Raw genomic sequence first — 23,962 nt, 5'->3', positions numbered from 1 at the left:
TAGCGGGTTATGGGCGCCCACATGGCACCGCCCGCCCGGGCCGACCCGCGCACCCTTCCCCGTTACGCCGATCCTGCCGATCGCGCCCGTCCCACCGCTCCCGCCCTCCCTGTCCTCCTCACCGTTCCCGCCGTTCCCGTCAATCCGGCCGTTCGCATCGATCCGGCCGTTCCCGCCGTTCCCGTTGATTTGGCCGCTCCCCCACTCGTGATCAGTGGCGCGGATCACGTTGCGGTCTGGACCAGTGCCCTGTCAATACGGCCGTGCCATACCACCGTGAGGGTCCGGTGGGCGGACGAGGGGGGACCGATGTCAGTGGGATGCGTCAGAATTGAGTCCAGGGCCACCGCACCACACATCGAGGGGCACGCATGTCCGGACTTATCGACACCACGGAGATGTATCTCCGCACCATCCTCGAACTCGAGGAGGAAGGTGTGGTGCCCATGCGCGCCCGCATCGCGGAGCGGCTCGAACAGAGCGGCCCGACGGTGAGCCAGACGGTCGCCCGCATGGAGCGCGACGGCCTGCTGACGGTCGCCGGCGACCGTCACCTGGAGCTGACGGAGGAGGGCCGGCGGCTGGCGACGCGGGTGATGCGCAAGCACCGCCTCGCCGAGTGCCTGCTCGTCGACGTCATCGGGCTCGAATGGGAGCAGGTGCACGCCGAGGCCTGCCGCTGGGAGCACGTGATGAGCGAGGCGGTCGAGCGCCGCGTCGTGGAGCTGCTGCGCCATCCGACGGAGTCGCCGTACGGCAACCCCATCCCGGGCCTGGAGGAGCTGGGCGAGAAGGCCGAGGCTGACCCGTTCCTGGACGCGGGCATGGTGAGCCTGATGGACCTGGACGCCGGGGCCGACGGCAAGACGGCCGTAGTGCGCCGGATCGGCGAGCCGATCCAGGCGGACGCCCAGCTGATGTACACGCTCCGCCGCGCGGGCGTGCAGCCGGGCGCGGTGGTGAGCGTGACGGAGTCGCCGGCCGGCGTGCTGGTCGGCAGCAGCGGCGAGGCCGCCGAACTCGCCTCCGACATCGCCTCCCACGTCTTCGTCGCCAAGCGCTGACCCGACTTCGGCGCGCTGCCGGTCCACTCTTTCGGGGGGCCTACGGCTGACTGTCGAGTGGCCGCAGCGGCCGCAGTGGCCCTTCCCGTGGGCGTTTCGGTGGCCTTCCGGCGGACGGCTTCTGTGGATGCGTCGGCGGGTTCACCGAGCGGTCGCGGGTGGTTGCGTCGGCGGCTCGCCGGGCGGTTGCGGTGGTTGCGTCGTTGGGCTTACCGGGCAGGCTGTCTCGGCGTCCGTTGAGGGGGCCGGTTCGAGGGGCTGTCTTACGGGCTCGTTCGGGCAGGCCGATTCGAGAGACCGTCTGAGCGGTTGGGCGGAGGCGCGGTGGGGGGCGGCGCAGATGTGGGCGCGATCCGGCGGAGCTGCGCGCGCTCGCCGTTCCCCGTAAGTCCCTTCCTGCGCGCCTCCTCCACGCTCTCCCGACTCTCACCGCCCCCGCGTTCCCCACTCCCCTGCTCCCCGCGATCTTCCCGATTTTTTCCTTCCCTCCCCCGCCGTCGTCTTCCGCCACGAGCCCACTGAGCTGCACTGATGAGCCGTTCGGTGGGCCCGTTCAGGTATGGCTCAAGTGTTTGCCCGTTGAACGGACTTGTGCGAATCCGTGCGGTACGGCCGGTTGCATGTCACGCTGACGCATGGCCCCGCGAGGGCCAGTCCTGGCCGGGGAGGGGGCTTGGATGCATCCACTGAGTGCGGGACAGTCAGGGCCCCGGCGCTGCGAGCAGCCAGGGCCCTGCCTCCCCATGTCCCCCACCCAAGACCCGGAGCCCCGAGCTCTCAGGGTCTTCCCCCACGGGCCCCCTTCCCGGTAGGGCCCGCCTCCCGGCAGATGTCTCCCCGTGGCGAGCTCGGCCAATCCTTGAGAGAGGTCACTCGAACGAGGGGTATTGGGCGCCGGAACGGCGCGTTCGAATAGGGGTTCGATAGTGTGGAGCTGCTCAAGGGACGATTGGGGGTGCCAGAGCACATGGTGCGGCGCATCGATGTGACAGGGGCCGGTGGCGTGCGGCTCGCCGCCTGGGAATTCACCGACCCGCCCAAGATCGACGGCGGGCTGGAAGGGGACGAACGGCGGCCCGGCGTGCTGCTTCTCCATGGCCTGATGGGCCGCGCCTCACACTGGGCGGACACCGCCCGCCGGCTGAGCGCCCGACACCGTCCGGTCGCCCTGGACCAACGGGGTCACGGCCGCAGTGAGAAGCCCGCCGACGGGCCGTACGACCGCGAGGCGTACGTCCAGGACGCCATCGCGGCCATCGAGCAGCTCGACCTGGCTCCGGTCGCCCTCGTCGGGCATGCCATGGGTGCCCTGACGGCGTGGCAGTTAGCGGCCCGGCGCCCGGATCTGGTCAGTGCGCTGGTGATCTGCGATATGCGGGCCTCCGCGCTGGGTGCGGCCTCGCAGCGCGAATGGACCGAGTGGTTCCGCTCGTGGCCGGTGCCGTTCGCCACGCTCGCGGACGTCCGCAAGTGGTTCGGCGAGGACGACCCGACGCTGGAGCGTCCGCGCCCGGCCCGTGGTGAGTTCTTCGCCGAGGTGATGGCCGAGCGTGCCGACGGCTGGCGCCCGGTGTTCTCCCGGCGCCAGATGCTCACCGCCCGTGAGACCTGGGTCCATGACGCCCACTGGGAGGAGCTCGCCCAAGTGACCTGCCCGGCCCTCGTCATCCGCGGCCTGGACGCCGAACTGGGCCGCGCCGAGGCCCAGGAGATGGTCCGAGTCCTCCCGCGCGGTGCCTACGCCGAAATCCCCGACGCCGGCCACCTGCTCCCCTGGGAACACCCCGACGCCTGGTGCACCGCCATCGAACCCTTCCTCCAGGCAGCGACGTTGCCGACCTGAGCGGGCATCGGCCGCGCGTGGCGAGCTGAGACATGTCCGAGGCGAGAGCCACCGACCACCGATCACCGACCGACGGCCCGGTGCCGCCAGACCATGCGTAGCCGACGCATCCGCCACACTCTCCGGCACCCGCCACGGTCTCCGGCAGGTGGCAGGTGGCAGGTGGCAGGCGGTAGGTGGCACGGGTGCACCGGCGGCGCTGGTCGCGGTTCCGTCAGGCCAACGTGCTGGTGAAGTCGCCGCGCTGGACCCGGCCGGTGAGCGAGTCACCGTCGCCGCTCAGCAGTGAGCCGTATCCGGTGGCCGCCCAGACGCTGTCCTCGGCGGGTATCTCGAAGTACGGGATCGGCCGGCCGTCCCGCCGATCCGTGAGCACTTCCGGGGCGCGCCGGGTTCGTACCGCGCGCAGGCACGTCTCGCAGGCGGCCACCCGGAGTTGCTCGCGGCGACCCAGCGGCCGCCAGGGTATGCGGCGCACGGCAGGCCCGTGCAGCGGGTGGAAGAAGCACAGCGGAAGGGCCCCCGGAGCCTTGGACAGCGCCGCCCGGCCCTCGGCGACCAGCGCGAACACGCCGGCCAGATCGACGACTCCGCGCGCCCGGTCCAGGACCGTACCGGCCGCGGCGTACGCATCGAGGGCTCGCTCGACGGCCGCCGGATCACCCTGCGCCGCGCGTGCCTCCTCGCCCAGACGCACCACCTCTTCGCTTGCCCGGTCACGCAGCCCGGCCTCGTCGGCCTGCCGGGCAGCGGCGAAGACCGAGCGCGGCAGCGCGAACGGCGTCGTAAGGTCACGTAGCCGCGAACGCCGGCGCAACAGCATCCCCGCCGCGGCCAACAGCAACACCGGCCCGACGACCAGACTCAGCAGCCGGACGAGCGGAGATCCACCGCTCCCCGCACGGGCGTCAGCGTCCTTGCCCGTCGTCCCCTCGGAGCCATCCGATGCTTTGGGCTTCGGCGTGCCGAGGCTGGCCGTGGCGTCCTCGTACACCTTGTCGCCATTGCCCGCCTTGATGATGCTGATCGCCCGAGCCACGCGTTTGGCCAGCCCCGCGCCCTTCATGTCGTCCTGGAAGAAGACCGCCGCGGCGGCGTGCCTCGCCTGATGGGCTCCTTCGGGCCACTCGCGGGCGGCGATGTCGTCGGGCAGGTCCCCGAGCGTGATGAGTATGGACGGGCCACCACCCATCCGGTCGTGCACCACCTGGGCGAGCTGCTCGGGCTTACCGCCCCAGCTGTCACCTTCGACCAGCGGCGCCAGCACGACGCGGATCGGCAGCTTGGTCTCGTTGATCTGCGCGACCAACTCCCGCTTCTGCGCCGCATCAACGGCCGTCGCCAGCGAGGGATCCACATACACGGGCGAATCCCGCAGCGCCTCCGCAATCTTCTGCCCCGGGCTGGCCGTGCCGTGGCCGACGAGGCCGCGGGTGGCCAGTTCCGCCTGCCCGGCGGCGCCAGCGGGTGCGGACATGGCGGGCATGGCTGTGGCGGGCGCGGCCGCACCGTACAGCAGGGTGGCGGCCGATATCCCGAGCGTGAGCGACGCGAGCGAAACCGCGGGCCATAGTCGACGAGCTGTCCGGGCCCCTGGCCGGGCGGCCGGAGCGCCGGGCAACGCGGCCGCGGTGGTGCCTGGCCGCGCGGCAGGTGTGGTGCTGGGCTGCGCGGCAGGTGTGGTGCTGGGCCGCGCTGTGGGGGTGGCACCAGGCTGGCTGATCGGGGCACGTCGCTGGGCGCCTTGGCCCCGTTGTTGAGCGGTCCGGCAACGTTGTTCAGTGATCCGGTCGCGCTGTTGGGCGCTCGGGTCCTGTTGTCGGGACGCGCCGGCGGGGGCGCCAGGGTCAGTGCACACCGAAGTACTCCCGTACATCGCGGGTGAGTTGGTCTATTTCGGCACCGTCGGCGAGCGTGGCCAGCGGGCCGGGAAGGGTGGCATACGGGACGTACGCTCCGCGCCCGGTGCTCTCCTGGGAACGCAGCCGTAGCACGGCACCAGGTGTCACCCGGCACCCTTCGCACACCGGCAGCGACCACACCGTTCCGCCAGCGCGGGTACGGCCGGCAGGGCTGCGGGTGCCGGCAGCGTCGCGAGTGCCGCGAGTGCCGCGAGTCCCGTGAGTCCCGCCAGTGACGGCCGGGTTGGCGGTGCTGCCGGTGGTGTCGCCAGCCGTGAGGTCGCCCGGGCGTACCTCTCGTCTCTCTGTGCGTTTACGGGCGGTGCCGTGCAGTGGGTTGCGGTGGCAGACGTGACGGGCCGCGGTCGGTTCGTCGATCGCGGTGCGGCCCGCGCGGGCCAGCACGATGGCGCAGGCGAGCACGGCCGGGCCGGCATCGGCGTCGATCCGGCCGTCGCTGTCACCGTCGATCAGCAACGCGGCCGCATCCAGGCACTCCCACGCCCGGCGCTGAGCCTCCTCAGGCAGGGCAGGCGACTGTTGCGCCGCTGCCGTCGGTTCCGACGCTGCCGTCGGTTCCGGTGTGGAGGGTGGTGCCAGCGTGTTCGTCCGCTCCAGCGCTGCGGTGAGAGAGTCGAGGTCGTGGCGGGCGGCCCGCCGCAGCCACGCCAATGAGGGCCGGTCCGGAGCCTGTGGGCCATGGGCGCCACCGGAGCCGTCACTCGCCCCGTAGCGACGACGTCGGGCCCTCACGATCACGCGTACCGTTCCGCAACCGGCCGCCACCAGCCCCGTGACCAGGAGTGCGGCGAAGGCGCCCAGCACCAGGCCGGGATGGAAGTCCCCGGTGAACAGACCGGGCAGCGCCTGCTCTTCGACCGGATCGACCGCGGGCGGTGGGGCGTAGGGCACGGTGTCCGACTTGGCGGTGCCCGACTTGGTGGTCGGGGCCTTGCCGAGGTACGTCAGCAGCTGGTCGAGACGGCGGCCGAGCGCCGGGTCGGCGGAGTCGGGATACTCCAGGTTGCGCGGCCGGTTCAGCAGATACGTCGGGTCCACGCGCGTGCCGTAGTTGGCGACCTCGATCCCACCGGCCGAGGGCTCGGCGAGCACGATCAGAACATCGCGGTGCAACCGGTCGTGCACCGCCTTGACCAGCAGTTCCTTATTGCCGTCGGACTCGTCGTCCGGATTGCTGGGGACGGCGGCGATCACCACCGGGATGCGCAGCGCCCGCAGCTTCGCGCGCAGTTGGGTGCGCTCGGCGGCGTCCAGCGCGGGTGGGCTTTCGGGATCGACGTACAACGGGTCGCGGCGCAGCCCCTCGGCCACTCGGTCGACCCGCGCCCGCATATCGGCGGCGGTGGGACGCGAACCATCCCCACTGGTGGTGTCGTCGAAAACCTGCGAGGCGGTGAACGCGACCAGCCCGCCCAGCGCTACGGCTCCCACCACCAGCGGCAACAACCCCATGCGCCGCCCGTCCGCCTCCCCGGGGGCGTCCTTCTTGCGTGGCGTCGTCTTCCGGCCGCCAGGTGCCTTTGCCGCGCCTACCGGACTGCCCGCCGCTGCGGCACGGCGTACCCGGCGCCGTCGCAAGGCGTACAGGGTGAGCAGCAGGGCCGTCAGGGGGATGCCGGTGACGGCGGCGCCGGTCGCGAAGCTCTGGTCCTCGCGGGCGGTCTGGTCGGTGTGCAGGGGAGGCAACTCGTCCACCGAGCCGCCGTATTTGGCGTGTGCCGCCTCGGCGCGCTGGTGTGCATGGCCGGAGGTCAGCACATCGACGAAATGCCGGAACACTTCGCGCGGAGTGGCGTCGTACGGCAGCTCGTACAGCGTTGCCCGGCTCGCGTCCTCGGCGCCGGGGAGGCTCACGCCGTATGTCTGCACGGCGTCCAGACCTGTGGGGCTCAGCGTCACATATAGGCCTTTGCGGCCCAGTCGGTCATGGATCCCGGAGAGCAGACCGGTGGCCTCGGAGCCGTAGTGGGTGTCCGGCAGGACCATGACGTACGTCGGGACGCCCAGCCGCCGGGCTTCCTTGGCGAACTCCGGCGCGGTCGAGCGGGGGACCGCGCGCGGGATCTGGTCACTGATGAAGACCGGGTTCTTGCGCAACTGCGCGGCGAGGTAGGCGGTCTGCGTCGGGGTGTCGACACCGCGCGGCGCGGCCTGTGCCGCTTGCACCGCACCGGCGCAGAACAGCACCGTCAACCAGCCCATGACCAGAGCAACTCCGGCGCGCAGCACCGTCCCCACCACCCCTCACCTCTCGCTTCTGTCGATGCCACGACGCTACCGCTCCCGCCCGTCACGCGCTGAGCCCTGTGGATAACCTCACGACCAGCCCGCATTGCCGCGGTCTGCCCTTCGCGACTGGCGCGCCCCGGCCACATCGACGAGGCCGCCGGCGAGCCCGCCAATGAGCCCACCGCGCCGGCCCTCCGCCTCGCCCGATCACCTCGCTGGGCCAGGTGTTTCCGTACGCGGAGCCAGCTCTGCGGGGGAGGGGAGAGATGAGGAAGAGCCAGCTGCCGTGCTGCCGTCTCCCCTTGGCCGGCTTGTGGCACGCAGATAGCGGCAATGCCGCAATGCCGCAATGCCGCAATGCGGCGGTGCCCAGGCCGCGGGGGCGCCGGTGGCCCGGGCCGCAGGGACGCCGGCGGGTTGGTCTCGCCCGCGGCGGTGCCGGGGGCTTCCCCCGCCCCCTCCCCCTCTCCCCCTTCGGGGGAGGGGGCGGGGGGTGGGTTCGGGGGTGGGGGGATACGCGCGAGGCAACGAGCCTCAACCAGCAGCGGCAGCCAGGCTCGCCAGCCGGGCTCCGTCAGCCAAGTGCAGCCAGCCAAGCTTTGGTCAGCCATACATCGGCAACCAGGCATCACCAACCAGGCATCACCAACCAGGCGTCCCGGACCAGGCCTCGCCAACCAGACCTCGCCACCCAGACCTCACCAACCAAGCCCCCCAGCCAGACGGCGTCACCCCGGTCAGTCCTCCACCCCCGTCGAAGCCGGCCAAGAACCCCCGGCCGGAGCGGTCGGACAGCCGCCCGGACCGGTCAGGTGGCCGGCAAGGGGCAGCCGCCCGGAGCGTTCAGCCATCCGCGCGTGAGGCAGACCGAAGGACCAGTAGGCAGACCGAAGGACCGCTGGGCAGGCCGAAAGGCGCGTGAGGCAGACCCAAGGACCGGTAGGCGGAGCGAAGGACCGGTAGGCAGGCCGCAAGCCCCGCCCGCCCTCACCCCTTGCTCACCGCCGCGAGGATCTCCGGCAGGCGCCTTGTGGTGCGGGGGGCCGCCAGGCGGAGGCCCAGTTCTGCTGCGCCGGTGCCGTAGAGGACGCCCAGGGGCAGCAGGATCCACAGGAGATGCTGGAGGTTCGCGACGTGGAGCCAGATGGTCAGGCCCAGGAGAGGAGCGCACAGGACGGCCCCCGCCAGGAGGCCGCCGAAGAGGCTGATCCAGGCGATCGAACCCTGGCCCGGGGCCACGTTCTTGTTGCCCTCCGAGGGGACCGAGTACGGGAAGATCGCGGACATCAGTGCGCCGGTGCCCAGCAGTACGCCCAGCAGGGCCAGCGAGAGGCCGTACACCTGCAGGAAGTCGGACCACGGGCCGATGAAGGCGGCTGCGCCGACCGAGACGAGGGTGACGTACGGGACGGCCACCAGCGCGAGGGTGCACGCCCGGGCACGCAGTTCCTGGTAGGCGTCGCGCGGGGTGGCGATCGTGGAGGCGACCATCCAGAAGGCCGAGGTGTCCTGGCCGAACTGGTTGTACATCTGCAGGCCGAGCAGTGCCGGGGCGGAGAACGCGGTGTAGATGCTGCCGTTGCCCTGGAGCGAGGAGACGACCGGGGCCAGCAGGCCGAAGCCGAGGGACGACGCCCAGGACATCTTCGACTTGGGGTCGCGCCAGGCGTAGCGCAGCGTACGGAGCATGACCGGGCCCGTACGGCCACCGGGCAGCAGGCGTACGAGCCCGCGCTCCTCGCTGCCGGGCCGGCGGGCGCTGTCCTTCTCCACCGCCTGGAGGGTGGAGGAGTCGGGGGACGTCATCAGGGTGGTCAGCAAGCGCTGCCACCAGAAGAGGAGGAGGGCCAGGACCGCCGCCGTGAGGGCTATGCCGGCCAGTGCGCGCCCGTAGGCGCCCTGGCCAGTGGCCTCGACCGCGCTGATCGCGGAGGCCGGCGGGAGCCAGCGCAGGACATCCCCGACGGGTTCCAGGACGGCCAGCCCGTCGGGGCTGCCGAGCTTCTGGGCGGCGATGTTGACGCCCTGGGCGCCGAGCGCGATGAACAGGCCGCTCAGCACGGCGAGATCACGTCCTCGGCGGCTGGTCAGCAGCCGCACCGACGCCGTGGCGATCGCGCGGGCCAGCGCCACGCACACCAGCACCACCAGGACGACGGCGAGGACGCCGACGAGGGCGGCTACCGGGCCGTCCGCCAGCGCGACCACCGCTCCGGTCAGCAGCGCCAGGGTGACGACCGGGCCGATGCCGATGAGGGACGCCACCAGGAGGGAACCGATCAGCGGGCGCGGCCGCAGGGGCAGCATCACCAGGCGGGTCGGGTCCAGCGTTTCGTCGCCCGTCGGGAAGAACAGCGGCATCACCGCCCAGCCGAGCGTGAGGATCCCGGTCATCAGCACGGCCAGCGCGCCGACATGGACGTTGCCCCGCAGCGCGATCAGCCCCAGCACCGCGCCGGCCGCGAACAGCAGACCGACGATGACCGAGCTGACGTACGCGGCGGTGCGCCCGGCCGACTGGCGGAGCCCGTTGCGCAGCAGGGTCAGCTTGAGCCGTACGAAGACGGCGGTGAGGTTCGGTGCGGCGGCCGGGGGCGCGGCGGCGGTGGATTCGGTGCTCATCGGGCGCCGCCACCGCCCAGCCAGTCCAGGCTCTGCCCGGCGGCGCGGTCATGGGCGCCGACCAGTTCGAGGAAGGCGTCCTGCAGTGTGGGCGCGGCGCCGCGGACCTCGGCGAGCGGGCCGTCCGCGCGGATCCGCCCGCCGGCCATCACCGCGACCCAGTCGCACAGCGACTCGACCAGCTCCATCACATGGCTGGAGAAGATCACGGTCGCCCCGGAGGCGGTGTAGCGCTCCAAGACGCCGCGGATGGTCTGCGCGGACACCGGGTCGACGCCCTCGAAGGGCTCGTCGAGGAAGAGGATCTCGGGGTTGTGCAGCAGGGCCGCGGCGAGGCCGATCTTCTTGCGCATACCGGTGGAGTAGTCCACGACCAGCTTGTGCTGGGAGCCGGCGAGGTCGAGGACGTCCAGCAGCTGGCCGGTCCGCTTGTCGACCTCGTCGCCCGGCAGTCCCCGCAACCGGCCTATGTAGGCGAGGAGTTCGCGCCCCGAGAGGCGCTCGAAGAGCCGCAGCCCCTCGGGCAGCACGCCGATCCGGGACTTGACGGCGACCGGGTCGCCCCAGACGTCGTGTCCGCCGATCTCCACCACGCCCGAGTCCGGACGCAGCAGACCGGTCACCATGGAGAGGGTGGTGGTCTTGCCCGCGCCATTGGGGCCGACCAGCCCGATGAAGCGGCCGGAGGGGAGCGTCAGGTCGATGCCGTGGACGGCGATCTGCTCGCCGAACTTCTTCCACAGGCCCTGGATGCGGACCGCGGGCGGCCCGTCCACGGCGCCCGGGGCCGCGGACGGCCCGTCCGGAGAAGCGGCCGATGTCTGCTCGGGCGGTGCCGCACCGGTCCGCACCTCGTTGTGTTCCGGCTCGTTGGCCACCGGTCCCGCCCTCCGACGTCCCCGCAGGAGCCGCCTTGACCCCCGTTCGCGTCCCACGATACGAGCGGCCACTGACAAGCCGACGGCGGAGGGCGCGCCGGGCGACGACCGGCCGTGCGGGGGCGACGACCGGCCGTCCGGGGGGGCGCCCGGCCGTGCGGAGACCCGGCCGGGCGGTTCACCGTCCCCACCCCCCCCGTGAGTTCACCACCCCTGCGGTGCGCCGCCCTCGCCGTTCACCACCCCTGCGGTGCGCTGCCCCGCCGTTCGCCGCCCCCGCCGTTCCGCCCCCCCGGTTCACCGCCCCCGGGCCGCCACCGCGTCCCGTGCGCAGGCGTACGCCAGCGGGCTGATCAGTTCCTCCGCGTCCGGCAGCCAGCGGTTGGTGGCGGTCGGGCGGCGCGCCCACTGCACGCACCCGTGCGCCCCCACCCGGGTCGGCGGGGCGGCGATGTACTCGCCCTCGCCCCGGCAGATCAGGTCGAGCGCGGCCGGCGCCCAGCCCAGGCCCCGTACGCGATCGGGGACCTTCACCGCGGCACCGGGGAGGACGAGGAAGAGCATCCGGCGGTCCGGGGTGCGGGTGACCGGTCCGAGCGTCAGCCCCATGCGCTCCATACGGGCCAGCGCCAGGCAGCCCGCTGTCTCGGGCACGTCGAGGACCTCGAAGGTCCGCCCCGTCGGCAGAAGGATCGATGCCCGGGGCTGCTTGCTCCACATACGGCGGACGGCGGTCGCGCTGCCGGACGCCAGGCCGGCCCAGCCGGGCGCCATGGGGTGCGCACCGGGCACGGGACAGTCGTCGGCGTCGCACGAGCAGCGCGGCGTCTGACCGTCGTGCTCCAGCCATGCGCCGGGGAACACGTCCCAGTGGCGTTCTTCCGCGTAACGCACCGCAGTTTCGAGCAGCTGCTCGCCGCGCTGCTTGGGGATCTGCGAGGCTCCTGTGACTCCGATGGTCTCTTCCACGCAGATGACAACTCCCCATATCACCAAGGGTTACGGCCAAATGGATGACTCGCCCGGCGCATCGTTCTCGCACGTGGGGCGCATGGATGCACCGGTGGGGGCGCGTGTGCGGGTCGGGCCCTGCGGGTGGGTAGCCACCTGTGCGACGGGCGGAGAGGCCGCCCGACGGCAGGCCGCGGTGCACCAGGGGAGCCCTGCACGGCGGTGCCGTCACCAGTGCACGGGCACCACCGCGCCATTCCCCACCAGCAGCACACGTCTCGTGAATCGACTTCGTGACCGGACAAACGTGACCGAATCCCGTTACCGGAACCCGTGACCGAAACTCGTGACCGCATCCTGTGGCCGAGGTTCATGATCCCGGAAAGCGTCTTCGGAATGAGTCTTCGGAAACCGACTTCGTGCACGATCTCGGAGCACGTCCCGTGAACCCGCGCTTCGCACGCAAGTGCCCCGGATAGCGAGCAAATCGCACATCATCCGGCATCGGCCTGCAAAGCGTGTATCGCTCAGATCCTTCCTATCGCACGTATCCCGGATCTCTCGGATATCCGGGATATCCGTGGGGAAGCGATCCCGGGGAACGGCGTTCCGTGGTGAACGCGCAGCAGTAACCAGGGGGTACAAGCATGGCCGCCAGGCCACTCGTCGCGCGGCAGCCCAATGAGCGGCTGCAGGCGCTGATTCAGGAAGCCGGGTGCTCCAATGCGGGGCTCGCCCGCCGCGTCAACATGTGCGGGGCGGAACACGGCCTCGACCTGCGCTACGACAAGACCTCGGTGGCCCGCTGGCTGCGCGGCCAGCAGCCGCGGGGCCGTGCCCCGGCCGTCATCGCGGAGGCACTGGGTCGCAAACTGGGGCGCACGGTCACCATCGACGAGATCGGGATGGCCGACGGCAAGAACCTCGCGTCCGGGGTGGGGCTGCAGTTCTCGCCGACCGTCCTCGGGGCGATCGAGCAGGTCTGTGAGCTGTGGCGCAGCGATGTCGGGCGCCGTGACTTCCTCAGCGGCTCCACGGTGGCGGCCTCGGCGCTGGTCGAGCCCAGCCGTGACTGGCTCATCACCGGGGCCGACAGTCAGGTCGCACGCAACGCCGGTGCCCGGGTCGGCGTTTCGGACGTCCAGGCGGTACGGGCCATGACCACGGCGCTCAGCGAACTCGACCACCGTTTTGGCGCCGGGCACGTACGGCCCGTAGTGGTGCACTACCTCAACAGCGTGGTGTCCGGGCTGCTCGCCGGTTCGTACCGGGAGTCCGTCGGGCGGGAACTCTTCGCCGCCGTGGCGCGTTTGACGGAACTGGGCGGCTACATGGCCGTCGACACCGGACAGCCCGGTCTGGCGCAGCGCTACTACATCCAGGCGCTGCGGCTGGCCCAGGCCGCCGGCGACCGGGGCTACGGCGGCTATGTGCTCGCCGCCAGCATGAGCCACCTCGCCGCCTCGCTCGGCAACCCTCGGGAGATCGCCCAACTCGCCCGCGCCGCCCAGGAAGGCGCCCGTGGGCACGTCACCCCGCGCACCGAGGCGATGTTCTTCGCGGCGGAGGCGCGCGGGCACGCACTGATGGGCGACGGCCGGGCCTTCCAGGCGGTGGCCGGGCGTGCGCTCGCCGTGATGGACCGTGCCGACGTGGCCACCGAGGCGGGCGACGATCCGGTGTGGATCGCCCATTTCGACCAGGCGTATCTGGCCGACGAACTCGCCCACTGCCACCGCGACTTGGGGCAGCCCGGGCCGGCCGCTCAACGGGCGACGGAGGCGCTCAGCGGGCATCCGGAGGGCCGGGCGCGGCGCCGCGCCATCGGTCTGCTGCTGCTGGCCGGCGCGCAGGCACAGCAGCGCGAGGTCGAGCAGGCCTGCCATACGGGCACGCAGGCCGTGGAGCTGCTGAGCGGGCTGCGGTCGGACCGGGGCTCCGAGTACCTGGAGGACTTCCAGCTGCGATTGGAGCCGTACCGGGACGAACCGGTCGTAAGGGAATTCAGTGCACGACTGGAACTACGGGCCGCGGCGGCGTGACTCCTCACGCTCGCGGCGCGTCCAGTACGGTGCGGCGACTGCTGTGTCGGGCTGTGTCGGGTTCATTGAGCGATGTCGAGTTTGCCCCAGGCTCGGTGACAGGTTCGTCACCGTAGTTGCCGCCGGTTTGCCGTAGGGCGCCGGGCGGGTCGTCGATCACGGCCCGCCCGGTGTGCGCCCCGTTCCCGGCTCGGTGTACGCCCCGTCCCCGCCCGGCGTGCGCCCTGTCCCCGCCCGGTGTGCGGCGGGGTGGAAGGGGGTGGTGACCAGGGGACGTGGTCGAACGTTGCTGCGACCCGGTAGCGTGCAGCCGACGATTCCGTAGGTCTGCACGTTGGTAGGAGTCACGGTGACGCAGAGCGGACAGGGTCACGACCCGCAGAATTCTGCGGCCGGTCCCGCGCGAGAGGGCATTGTGCTGCCCGCTAACGGTGAGCCGTACATCCCCGACCAGCAGGCCGCTCCATCGGCGGGGCAACCCTGGGGCCAGCCCTGGGGGCCCGGCCAGCAGGCCGCTCCCGCCCCGCAGAACGCTCCCGCCCCGCAGCAGTATGGGCAGGCACCCGCCCAGGGGCAGAACTACGGGCAGGCGCCGTCGCAGGGCTACGGATATCCGCCGGCGCAGGATGCGGGCGCACCGCTCCCGGGTGCACCGGCTCCGGGCGCGCAGGCTCCTCTGCCGCCCCAGCAGCCCGGTGGGCAGGGTTTTCCGCCGCCGCACCAGGGGCAGCCCCCGGTGCCGCCCATGCCGCCGTCGATGCCGCAGCAGGCGGCCGCCCCCCAGCTGCCCCCGCAGCAGCAGCTCCCCGGCCAGCAGCCCGCCCCGCAGCCGTATGGCCAGCAGGCCGCTCCGCAGCCCTACGGGCAGCAGCAGGCCGAGCCCGGGCAGCTTCCGGCGTCCTCCGGTGAGCTGGTGCGGGCCACCCGGCAGTCGGGCGCGCCGCTCCCGCCCGCGTCGGGCGATGCCGAGGCCACCACGGTGATCCCGCCGTTCGACGCCCGGTCCGGCGGCCCCGCACCGCTGCCTCCTGAGGCGGCGTCCCGCCCGGAGACGCCCGACGAGTCCACGACCATGCTCCGGGCCGTGAAGCCGGGGCAGGGCGGGCCGCAGGGCCAGACGCGGCCGATGTCACAGTCCCAGCCGATGCCCGGCGCGGGCGGCGGCAGTGACTCCGAGGCCACCCAACTCATCTCCCCGGTGGGCGGCGGTGTGCCCGCACCGCCTCCTGGCGCGCCGTACGGCGTCCGCCCGGGTGCGCCCGGCGACCGCGCCACCCCCGCCGAGTTCGACGGCCTGTTCCGTGACGGGCCGGCGGCAGCCCCGGGAGCTGCGCCGGACGCCACCGCGCAGCTGCCCCGTTTCGAGGACCCGGGCCGGCCCCCGTACGGCGGCCAGGGCGGCCAGGGATACGGCCAGCAGTTCCCGTCCGGCGGATATGACTCGCAGGGCCCCTACGACTCGCAGGGCTCGTACGACGAGGACGGCGGCGGACGGCGGCGGCTGGCCCCGCTCGCGATCGTCGGCATCGTCATCGTGGCGCTCGCGGGTGTCGGCCTCGGTGTCGGCTGGGCGCTGAGCGGCGGCAGCAGCGACGACACGACCCAGAAGCAGGGCTCCGGCGGCAGCACCACGGCTGCCAAGGAGTCGGAGGCGCCGAAGGCCACCACGGACCCCGCCGAGGCCCAGGCGAAGGGCCTGGACGCCCTGTTGGCGGACAGCAACAACAGCCGGTCCTCGGTGATCGGTGCCGTCAACAACATCAAGTCGTGCAGCAACCTCGGCAATGCGGCGAAGGACCTGCGGGCCGCGGCCGGCCAGCGCAACGACCTGGTCAAGCGGCTGCAGCAGCTGCCGGTCGACAAGATCGCGGACCACGACCGGCTGACCGCGGCGCTGACCAAGGCGTGGCAGTCCTCGGCCGCCGCGGACAACCACTACGCGGCCTGGGCCGGCCAGGTGGGCGGCAAGAAGGGCTGCCACAAGGGCCGGGCCCGCGGCACCAAGCAGGCCGTGCAGGGCAACGCGGCCAGCTCCCAGGCGACCCAGGCCAAGAAGCAGGCCGCGCAGCTGTGGAACCCGCTCGCCCAGAAGTACGGCCTGACGGAACGCCGCCCGGAACAGCTCTGACCCGTTGGGCGGCCCGGGACGTCGACGGACGGTACTGGGCCGCCGATAACGCCCGTGCAGTCGTCGTCCGTACGCAGCCGTCACCAGCGCCCAGCCATGGTCAGCGTCTAGCCATGGTCAGCGCCCAACCGTCACCAGCGCCCAGCCATCGTCAGCGCCCAGCCATGGTCAGCGCCTGGCCATCATCAGCGCTCAGCTGTCGTCCGTGTGCCGGCGTTCCAGGGTCCGGGTGACGTTCACGAACCCGTTCTGGGCGGAGACCAGTTCGCCGTTCCGCACCACCTGGTACGTCACCATGGCGTTCACGATGCGCGGGAAGTCCTGGACGGCGAGCATGTCGTCGTCGCGCCAGCGCAGCTTCGGGGTCAGGCCCCCGGTGTCGATGGCGCGCTCACCGCGGTCGAGGGTGGTCTGCAGCCCGTGCGGGGTGATGTGGGTCACGCCGGCGTCGTCGAGCTGCTCGATCAGTGAGCGCAGCACCGTATAGGCGATCCAGGTGGTCTGCACCCCTTGGTCGGCAGGGTCGATGCGGTTGTCGTCGAAGGCGTAATCGGTGATGGCCTTCCGCATCGGCCGCCAACGGGGGTCGTCGGCCACCGGGTACCAGCCGGTGATGTCCGCGCCCTCCAGTGGGCCCGAGGTGCCGCCCGAGCGGTTCACCAGAGCCTGTCCCACGCTGCCGAGTACGGACGCGACCCGCACCTTGGGGCTGTCCTCCTGGAGCCGCCGGAAGGCGTCGAAGAACGCGTCCGTGTGGTCGCCGAGCGAGGCGGCCACGCACGCGCCGGGGGCCTTGCCGCCGGCCTTGGCGGTCCCGTAGACGGCCGGATCCGCGCCCACCTGGTCCAGGGCCCGGGTCACCTGCGGCGAGTAGTCGGTGCCGTCCTCGGGTGCCTTGATGTCCTTGGCGGGGCGCCGACTGCCGCTCTGCAGGCCGGAGTCGAGGAGGGACGGCATCTGGTCGCCCTGGATGGTGTCCGGGCGGACCAGCGCGACGCGCTTGCAGTCGGCCGCCAGCTGGCGGCCGTTCCCGGCGAGCAGGGACGCCTGGCCGCCGTTCACCGGATACGACAGCGGGCTCTGGAACTCCTCGTCGGAGGCGCCGTAGCCCCCGATGAACGGGATGCCCTTGACCTCCAGGGGAGACATGAACGAGCGGCCGAACTGGCTGTAGGAACCGACGACGGCGACCGCGCCCTCGTCCACCGCCCGTTGGGCGCACTGCGCGGCGGCCACCGAGTCGTTGCGCTCGTTGCAGGTCAGCACCCGCAGTCGGTGGCCCCGGATGCCGCCGTGTGCATTGACCGAGCGGGCGTACGCCTGCGCCATGGCCGGCATTCCCGGCATATTGGTCGCCCGGGTCCCCTCCGGCGCCCAGGTCATGACCGTGACCGGCTCCCGCTCCCCGGAACCCCCTGCTCCGGGGAGGGAGCCGCAGCCGGAGAGCAGCGACGCGACGGCCGCCGTACATGTCACCGCTGCGGCGATCGTGACCGCGGGAGCATGGGGCAACAAGGGGCGGGGGGAGGAGCGTCGCCGTCCGGTCATGACACCGCAGCCTTCCGTCCTGCCCGGAACGCCCGAGTGACGAAAGAGCAACGGATGGTGGCGTAGCGGTGAACTCCGGGGGGCCGTGCGAGATCGTTTGCGCGGAACGTACGATCGAATGCTGTGCAAGGTTCGGAGAAGTCTTCCCGTCGCGGCCGTCGCTCGACCACCATGGGCGGCATGCCACTCAACGACATGCCGTGGTGGCGCTGGCGCTGCAATGTGCGCTCCGCGCTGCACATGCTCTCCGACCCCGTCTTCCACCAGGAGACCTGGCTGGCCGGCCGGCCGGGATACGGGGACGTCACCGACGCCGTCTACCGGCTCGTCGAGGACACCTGGCTGGACAACTGGTCCGCCGACAAGTACGTCGGCACGATCTTCCGGGACGCCCAGGAGGCCCAGCTGGTCGACGTCGCCGTCCTGAGGGTGCTGCGCATCATGCACCAGGTCGGCGCGGACGCCCCGGTCGCGGCCTACCTGGCGCACCAGGGCTGGGCGGAGGCCGTGCAGGCGGCCCGTGCGGCCCATGTGCACCTGGCGACCGCGGACGGCGAGGACCCCGATGCGCCGCCGCGCTCGCTGGAGGTGCTGGCCATCATGACGGGCGGCGCGGACGCCCCGGTCTGACCTGCTCCGCAGGTATGCGACCCTATGAGGTCATGAGCGAGTCGCAGCCCACCACCCAGCCCGGTCGAAACGGTCGTAACGATCAAAACAATCGGAACGAGCGGAACGACCGGAACGATCAGTACGTCCTCACGCTGTCCTGCCCGGACAAGCAGGGGATCGTGCACGCGGTGTCCAGTTACCTCTTCATCACCGGCTGCAACATCGAGGACAGTCAGCAGTTCGGCGACCACGACACCGGGCTGTTCTTCATGCGCGTCCACTTCAGCGCGGACGCGTCGGTGAGCGTGGACAAGCTGCGGGCGAGCTTCGCGGCGGTGGGCGACTCCTTCGGCATGGACTGGCAGATCCACCGGGCCGACGAGAAGATGCGGGTCGTCCTGATGGTGTCCAAGTTCGGGCACTGCCTCAACGACCTTCTCTTCCGCTCCCGGATCGGCGCGCTGCCGATCGAGATCGCGGCCGTGGTCTCCAACCACACGGACTTCGCGGAGCTGGTCGGCTCGTACGACATCCCGTTCCACCACATTCCGGTCACCCGCGACACGAAGTCGCAGGCCGAGGCGAAGCTGCTGGAGCTGGTGCGGGCGGAGGGCGTCGAACTGGTGGTGCTCGCCCGCTACATGCAGGTGCTCTCCGACGACCTGTGCAAGGCGCTGTCCGGCCGGATCATCAACATCCACCACTCCTTCCTCCCGAGCTTCAAGGGCGCCAAGCCGTACCACCAGGCGCACGCCCGCGGCGTGAAGCTCATCGGTGCCACCGCGCACTACGTGACCGCCGACCTCGACGAGGGTCCGATCATCGAGCAGGAGGTCGAGCGGGTCGGCCACGAGGTCACCCCGGACCAGCTCGTGGCGATCGGCCGCGACGTCGAGTGCCAGGCCCTGGCCCGCGCCGTGAAGTGGCACAGCGAACGCCGCGTGCTCCTCAACGGCAGCCGGACGGTGGTCTTCGCGTAACGGGGGAGTCGCGTCACGGGTGGCGCGTAACCGGGGGGCGCGTAACGCTCGTCTTCGCCGGGGGCCGAACAGTCGTCTTCGCGTGGGCGGGTGGGCGGGCGGGGCTGTCGTTGTCACCTAGGGGTGAGGGGAACAGATCCCGTAGGGGTTCGACGCGCCCCCTGCTGGGGCCACAACGTGGCGGGGCGGGGAGGTATTCCCGCGGAGGAGTGTGGCGGGGCAGGGGCCTTCCCGCGCAGGGAGCCCCGGAGGCAGCCCGGCAACGACCCCCGCGAAGGTAGCCCCGCAACGATCCCTGCGAAGCCAGCCCGGCAACGATCTCCGCGAAGGCCGCCCCGCAAGGATCCCCGCGAAGGCGGCCCCGCAGCAACGCGCAGCGATATGCCGCCCTACGAGAAACGCCGCCCCCGGGAGACGCCGCCCTATGGGAGACGCCGCCCCACGGGAGACGCCGCGCGGCTGTGAGGCAGGCGCGTGCGTTCGGGCAGGTGCGTGCCTTTGGGTAGGGGGCGCCTGGCCCGCGGGAGGAGCCTCCTTCTGTTGTGGGTCAGAGGCGGGACAGGGACGCGGTGGCGAAGAGGACCTCGCGGATGGCGTCGCGTTCGCCGTGTTGGCCCGCGGCGGCGTCCTCGGGAGAGATGTGGCCGGCCGCCAGCTGGCAGAACTCGGCGCTGTCCAGCGCGATATGGGCGACGGTGTGCTCGGGCGTGCCGAGTGCGGCCGGTGAGTCCAGCGCTATGTACCAGTGGCCGCCGCCGTTGCCCTCGACCTCCAGATGGAGCGTACGGCCCGGGGCGCCGGCCTCGACCAGCCGCTGCGGCGGGGACGCCAGCCCGGCCCGGCGGCGGTCGGCCAGTGCGCTGGGCAGCAGCCGGGCGGCGAGGTCGACCATGCGGTTCAGGTGCGCGGCGGCCGGGGCCTCGTACGGATAGTCCACCGCGTCCGCGATGTCGCCGGCGTGTACCCAGCACTCGAAGGCGCGGTCCAGGAACGCGTCGCGCAGCGCGAGCTGGAAGTCGCCGTAGGGAACGGTGAGTTGGGCGACCTTCCCGCCGGCGAACGACACCTGTCTCATCAGGGCGTAGCTCTGCTCGCGCCACGGCTCATGGGTGGCGAGCGGGCTCTGCGTGCCGCTGCAACCGCGCCACAGTGTCTCCGTACGGATCAGCGGGTCCGGGGTGCCCGGCGGCGCTGCCGTGCCGAGCGGGTCCGGGAGCCCGAGCGCGGTCGCGACCAGGCCGTCCACCGCCATCAAGTGCCCTATGACCCCGGCCACCGTGGTCTGCCGCTCCACCGGGCGTTCGCCCTCGAACCAGCGCAGCCGCACCGGGGCGCGCCATTCCGCCTCGCCCATGTCGCGCAGCAGGGCGTCCAGTTTGGCGGTCTCCGCGTCGTACGGCGCCGCCCACTCGGGTACCGGGATACGCGCCGGGCGGCGGCCCAGGCAACCCTCCAGCACCCGGGAGCGCAGCAGCGGGTCGAGATCCAGGCTGTCGGCGGGGTGCAACAGGCCGACCGCGTCCCGCAGGCGCACCGCCTCGTCGGCGCAGGAGGCGCAGTCGGTCAGATGCGCCTCGACGGCGGCGGTCTCCTCGGCGGAGCAGGCCGACAGCGCCCAGGCGCCGAGCAGCGACTTCAGGACGCGGTGCGGCGGGGCGGACGCCGGTCCCGAGGGTGGGGCGGGCGCGGCGGCAGGGTCGGTCATGGGCTCGGCTTCCGGGGCGCGTGAGGAGTGCTCGCGCGGGGCGGCTGCGCGCGGTGGTTCCGCGGGCGGGGCTTCGGTATCCACCGGACCATCCGCGTTGCCCGCACTATCTGTATTGCCTGCACCGCCTGTATGGCCCGTGTTGTGGTTGTTTGTGCTTGTGCTGCCAATTTCGCTCGTATCGCCCGTATCGCCCCCGTCGTCAATCGGATCGTCAACCAGATCGCCGGACGGTTCGCCCGACGGATCGGTGGCCGGGTCGCGAAGCGGTACGGGCGGGGCGGGCGGTGTGGATGGGGCGAGCGGTACGGGGGGTGCGAGGGGTTCGGATGGTGGGGGAGGGGCGGGGGTGACATCGGGGAGCGGGCCGTGGTCCTCGGCGGCGGGGCGCGGTGCCGGTATCCACGGCCGTTCACCGGGGCCGCTGGGCCGCTCGGTGCCGTCCCACTCGTCCGGGCCGTTCACAGTGCCCGTCCCTGGCCCTGGCCGGGCGGGGCGGCGGTGCCGGGGCCGGAGGACGCGTAGGCCGAGCGGCGGGTGGGCGGCAGGGCGGTGGAGTTGTGGGCCGTGGACAGCAGCTGCAGGCCCAGGCGCAGCCGGCGGCGGGCCTCGTCCTCCGTGACGCCCAGGTCGGCGGCGGTCTGGCGGTAGTCCCGGCGCTGGAAGTACGCCAGCTCCAGGGCGGCCCGCAGGGGTGCGGGCATGGACGTGACGATGTAGTCGGCGCGGGCGGCGGTGGACGCCTCGCGGATCTTCTGCTCCATCTCGGCCTGCGCCGGGGTGTCCGCGCCGCCGTCGCGGGCACCGGCGGCCTCGGTATCGCGCAGCCGCTGGACGGCCTGATGGCGGGTGAGGCCGGCGATCCAGGAACGCAGCGGGCCCTGCTTGGGGTCGTAGGAATCCGGGTGTTCCCAGATGGCGGCGAAGACTTCGCGGGTGACGCGGTCGGCGGCGTCCTCGTCCTCCAGGACGCGGTAGGCGAGGCTGTGCACGAGCGAGGCGAAGCGGTCGTAGAGCTCACCGAGCGCGGCTGCCTCGCCGCGGGCGAGCCGCTGCTGCATCCGCCTGTCCCAGCGCGGTGGCGCGTCGTGTCCCATCGGACCCCCATCCCTGCCCGTCGCCTGCGGGCTCACACCTCAGCCGTCACTCCTGCGTATCTGCACACCTTCATGCCCGGAACCATGGGCACGATCACGGAAAAATACCGTGCCTCGAATGTAATGCGCCGGTCCGACAACGGACGCTCCTTTGCGGCAAAGGAAACCTTGAGGGGGACGCGGATGGTAAGGGGCTGACGGCCGGGGTTCGGATCGGAGGGGAACGCCCAGAGGGGAACGCCCGGCGAAGAGGGCCCAGTGAGGAGTGCCCGGCGAGGAGGGGCCCAGTGCCGCCGCCCGCCAAGCGCCTGGAAGGCGCCCGCCAAGCGCCCGGAAGCCGCCCGCCAAGCGCCTGGAAGGCGCCCGGGAAGCGTATGGAAGGGGGCCGGGAAGCGTCCTGAAGCGGCCCTGGGCGGCTCGAAGTTGCCCGTTGCTGACCGTTCGTGTGCGTATGAGGCGATGTGTAATCCGGGTGTGATCGGAGTTGGGCGGAAAGTTGCCGCCCCTGGGGCATAGCCTTGGGTGTGAACGGCCCATTGCGCCCCACGGCTACCGCCGGAAACCAGGATGAGTTTCAGGACATGGAGGCCGGGCAGTCGAGCCGGGGAAGGATGAGTTCCGGATGCAACCGGGCACATCCGGTCCGAAAGCGAGCGAAAGGCTTCGAGCGCGTGTCGTTGAAGGTGGCAGAGGACGCACAGGGCCCGTGGGCCGTACTCCAGGTTTCCGGGGAGATGGACCTGGTCACGTCGCCTGCGGTGCGCCAGCATGTGCACGATGCGGTGGCGGACGGCCGGAGATCGCTCGTCCTCGATCTTTCCGAGGTCCGGTTCTGTGACTCCAGCGGGGTCGGTGTGCTGATCGCCGCCCGCCGGCTGATGCGTTCGTGCCAGGGCCGGCTCCGGCTGATCCTGCCCGCCCAGGGGGCCGTCGACGGCTCGCACGTCAACCGGGTGCTGGCCGCACTCGGCGTCCGCCGGCTCTTCGAGGTCTACCCGGACCTCTCCACCGCCGTCGACGAGGCCGCCGCACCGCTCTCCGCCTGAAGCCACCAGCGCATACGAAGCGGCTCCGCCCGCCCCTTGGCCGCCCGCCCCTTGGCTGCCTGTCACCCTGCCCCCGTAGCCCTGCCCCCCGTAGCCCTGCACGCACGCCCGCTACGCCCGAAGGGCGCCACCCGCCATCCAGCCGCCACCTGGCCCGCTATCCCCACCCCGCGACTCGCATTCCCTCCCCACCCCGCACTCGCATCCCGCACTCGCATCCCCCGCACCCCCGCCTTCACCCCGCCCCATAAGGAAACTCCGCCCGCACCACGAAGCCGCCGTCGGAGGTGTGGCGCGCCTCCAGCGTTCCGCCCAGGCTCTGGGCGCGCTCGCGCAGGCCCACCAGGCCGTGGCCGCCGCCGGGCAGCGCCGGGGCGGTCGCCGTGGCGTCCGGTGGGCCGTTGCGTATCTCCACCCGCAGTCCCGGCCCGGCCTCCCCGTCGACCTCGTCCGCCGGATCGACCCGGACCCGCACCCGCGCCCCCGGTGCGTGCTTGCGGACGTTGGTGAGCGCCTCCTGGACCGTGCGGAAGGCGGCCCGCTCCACGGTCTTCGCACCGCCCGTACCGGCCACCACCCCGCCCTCGTACGTCACGTCCAGCGCGCTCATCTCGATCAGCCGCGGCAGCTCCTCCAGATCGGGCTGCGGCGCCAGCCCGCTCGCCTCCTCGCCATCGCCGTCCCCGCCGTCCGCCCGCAGCACCCCGACCATGTGCCGCAGCTCCTCCAGCGTCCGTACGGACAGTTCACGGATCGTCCGGGCGCCGGCCCGCGCCCCCTCGTCCTCCGTGCTGACCTGCACCGCCCCCGCCTGGAGGCTGATCAGGCTCACCTGGTGGGCCACCACGTCGTGCATCTCCCGGGCGAGCCGGGCGCGTTCGGTGGTCTTGACCCGGTCCGCGAGCAGCCGGTCCTCGCGGCGCAGGCTGCGGGTCAGGTCCTCGACGCGGGAGGCGAGTTCGCGGCGGGTGCGGACCAGCAGGCCCAGCGCGATCGGCGCGGCCGAGGTGACGCAGGCGTCGATCAGCACCAGGGTGTTCTCGCGGTACGCGGTGAGTTCGAAGTCGGAGATCGGGTACGGCAGGAAGTGCGCGGCGATCAGCAGCACCGCGCAGATCCCCAGCCGCCTGCGGCCGGGGCGCCGGGCCGCGAGGGTGTAGAGCCCGATCATCGGCGCGAACCAGATGTAGCCGATGTAGAGGCCGGGCAGCGTCACGAGGAAGACCAGCAGCGGGAAACGCCGGCGCAGCAGCAGGGCGGTCGCGGCGACCACCCAGACGCCCAGTTACAGGGCG

15 protein-coding genes and 1 pseudogene are annotated in these 23,962 nt (G+C 72.1%); 7 read left to right on the top strand and 9 right to left on the bottom strand.

Annotated features, from left to right (window positions below; all coding sequences use genetic code 11):
* Nucleotides 1-371 precede the first annotated feature (371 nt).
* Both ACFV1J_RS36715 and ACFV1J_RS36710 read left to right on the top strand, forming a co-directional pair.
* On the top strand, nucleotides 372-1,064 hold the full coding sequence (locus ACFV1J_RS36715) for a metal-dependent transcriptional regulator (protein WP_360951910.1): 693 nt from the start codon (nucleotides 372-374) through the stop codon (nucleotides 1,062-1,064).
* Between the two features lie 967 nt (nucleotides 1,065-2,031).
* Nucleotides 2,032-2,907, top strand: a complete 876-nt coding sequence (locus ACFV1J_RS36710) for an alpha/beta fold hydrolase (RefSeq protein ID WP_385865711.1) — start codon at nucleotides 2,032-2,034, stop codon at nucleotides 2,905-2,907.
* 214 nt (nucleotides 2,908-3,121) lie between these two features.
* Here ACFV1J_RS36710 and ACFV1J_RS36705 read toward each other — a convergent pair whose 3' ends face one another.
* The 5 genes from ACFV1J_RS36705 to ACFV1J_RS36685 form a co-directional block, all read right to left on the bottom strand.
* Nucleotides 3,122-4,384 carry a hypothetical protein gene (locus ACFV1J_RS36705; protein WP_385865704.1) on the bottom strand — a complete coding sequence of 421 codons (1,263 nt, stop codon included), beginning with the start codon at nucleotides 4,382-4,384 and terminating at the stop codon, nucleotides 3,122-3,124.
* A gap of 370 nt (nucleotides 4,385-4,754) precedes the next feature.
* Nucleotides 4,755-7,067 carry a hypothetical protein gene (locus ACFV1J_RS36700; RefSeq protein ID WP_385865701.1) on the bottom strand — a complete coding sequence of 771 codons (2,313 nt, stop codon included), beginning with the start codon at nucleotides 7,065-7,067 and terminating at the stop codon, nucleotides 4,755-4,757.
* 978 nt (nucleotides 7,068-8,045) lie between these two features.
* Nucleotides 8,046-9,680, bottom strand: coding sequence for a transporter (locus ACFV1J_RS36695; protein ID WP_385865699.1), 1,635 nt, complete (start codon nucleotides 9,678-9,680; stop codon nucleotides 8,046-8,048).
* Nucleotides 9,677-10,558 (bottom strand): ABC transporter ATP-binding protein, encoded by an 882-nt coding sequence (locus ACFV1J_RS36690; RefSeq protein ID WP_385865698.1) that lies wholly within the window; start codon nucleotides 10,556-10,558, stop codon nucleotides 9,677-9,679. The genes ACFV1J_RS36695 and ACFV1J_RS36690 overlap by 4 nt, the downstream gene beginning before the upstream one ends.
* A gap of 297 nt (nucleotides 10,559-10,855) precedes the next feature.
* Nucleotides 10,856-11,527 carry a bifunctional DNA primase/polymerase gene (locus tag ACFV1J_RS36685; protein ID WP_385865697.1) on the bottom strand — a complete coding sequence of 224 codons (672 nt, stop codon included), beginning with the start codon at nucleotides 11,525-11,527 and terminating at the stop codon, nucleotides 10,856-10,858.
* A gap of 629 nt (nucleotides 11,528-12,156) precedes the next feature.
* On the opposite strand from ACFV1J_RS36685, the gene ACFV1J_RS36680 reads away from it, so the two are divergent.
* Both ACFV1J_RS36680 and ACFV1J_RS36675 read left to right on the top strand, forming a co-directional pair.
* Nucleotides 12,157-13,551 (top strand): transcriptional regulator, encoded by a 1,395-nt coding sequence (locus tag ACFV1J_RS36680; RefSeq protein WP_385865695.1) that lies wholly within the window; start codon nucleotides 12,157-12,159, stop codon nucleotides 13,549-13,551.
* 745 nt (nucleotides 13,552-14,296) lie between these two features.
* Nucleotides 14,297-15,679: a hypothetical protein gene (locus ACFV1J_RS36675; RefSeq protein ID WP_385865692.1), complete on the top strand. Its 1,383-nt coding sequence runs from the start codon at nucleotides 14,297-14,299 to the stop codon at nucleotides 15,677-15,679.
* Nucleotides 15,680-15,871: 192 nt separating this feature from the next.
* On the opposite strand, the gene ACFV1J_RS36670 is transcribed toward ACFV1J_RS36675, so the two are convergent.
* Entirely contained in the window at nucleotides 15,872-17,227 is a 1,356-nt protein-coding gene (locus ACFV1J_RS36670; protein ID WP_385865691.1) for an ABC transporter substrate-binding protein, read from the bottom strand.
* Nucleotides 17,228-17,398: 171 nt separating this feature from the next.
* On the opposite strand from ACFV1J_RS36670, the gene ACFV1J_RS36665 reads away from it, so the two are divergent.
* Both ACFV1J_RS36665 and purU read left to right on the top strand, forming a co-directional pair.
* Entirely contained in the window at nucleotides 17,399-17,857 is a 459-nt protein-coding gene (locus tag ACFV1J_RS36665) for a hypothetical protein (RefSeq protein ID WP_385865689.1), read from the top strand.
* Between the two features lie 32 nt (nucleotides 17,858-17,889).
* Nucleotides 17,890-18,819 carry a formyltetrahydrofolate deformylase gene (gene purU / locus ACFV1J_RS36660; RefSeq protein WP_385865686.1) on the top strand — a complete coding sequence of 310 codons (930 nt, stop codon included), beginning with the start codon at nucleotides 17,890-17,892 and terminating at the stop codon, nucleotides 18,817-18,819.
* Between the two features lie 547 nt (nucleotides 18,820-19,366).
* Here the strand turns inward: purU and ACFV1J_RS36655 are convergent.
* Both ACFV1J_RS36655 and ACFV1J_RS36650 read right to left on the bottom strand, forming a co-directional pair.
* On the bottom strand, nucleotides 19,367-20,989 hold the full coding sequence (locus ACFV1J_RS36655; protein WP_385865685.1) for a zf-HC2 domain-containing protein: 1,623 nt from the start codon (nucleotides 20,987-20,989) through the stop codon (nucleotides 19,367-19,369).
* Nucleotides 20,986-21,621 (bottom strand): sigma-70 family RNA polymerase sigma factor, encoded by a 636-nt coding sequence (locus ACFV1J_RS36650; protein ID WP_385865682.1) that lies wholly within the window; start codon nucleotides 21,619-21,621, stop codon nucleotides 20,986-20,988. The genes ACFV1J_RS36655 and ACFV1J_RS36650 overlap by 4 nt, the downstream gene beginning before the upstream one ends.
* 671 nt (nucleotides 21,622-22,292) lie before the next feature.
* On the opposite strand from ACFV1J_RS36650, the gene ACFV1J_RS36645 reads away from it, so the two are divergent.
* A complete protein-coding gene (locus ACFV1J_RS36645) occupies nucleotides 22,293-22,667 on the top strand; it encodes an STAS domain-containing protein (protein WP_030415409.1) in 375 nt (124 codons plus the stop codon).
* Between the two features lie 235 nt (nucleotides 22,668-22,902).
* Here the strand turns inward: ACFV1J_RS36645 and ACFV1J_RS36640 are convergent.
* A pseudogene (locus ACFV1J_RS36640) lies at nucleotides 22,903-23,952 on the bottom strand (sensor histidine kinase); the annotation flags it as partial.
* Nucleotides 23,953-23,962 lie beyond the last annotated feature (10 nt).

The organism is Streptomyces sp. NPDC059649 (genome assembly GCF_042734445.1).
Lineage (GTDB): Bacteria > Actinomycetota > Actinomycetes > Streptomycetales > Streptomycetaceae > Streptomyces.
The sequence above is the reverse complement of the archived record's forward strand: the minus strand, read 5'-3'. Positions and strand labels throughout refer to the sequence as shown.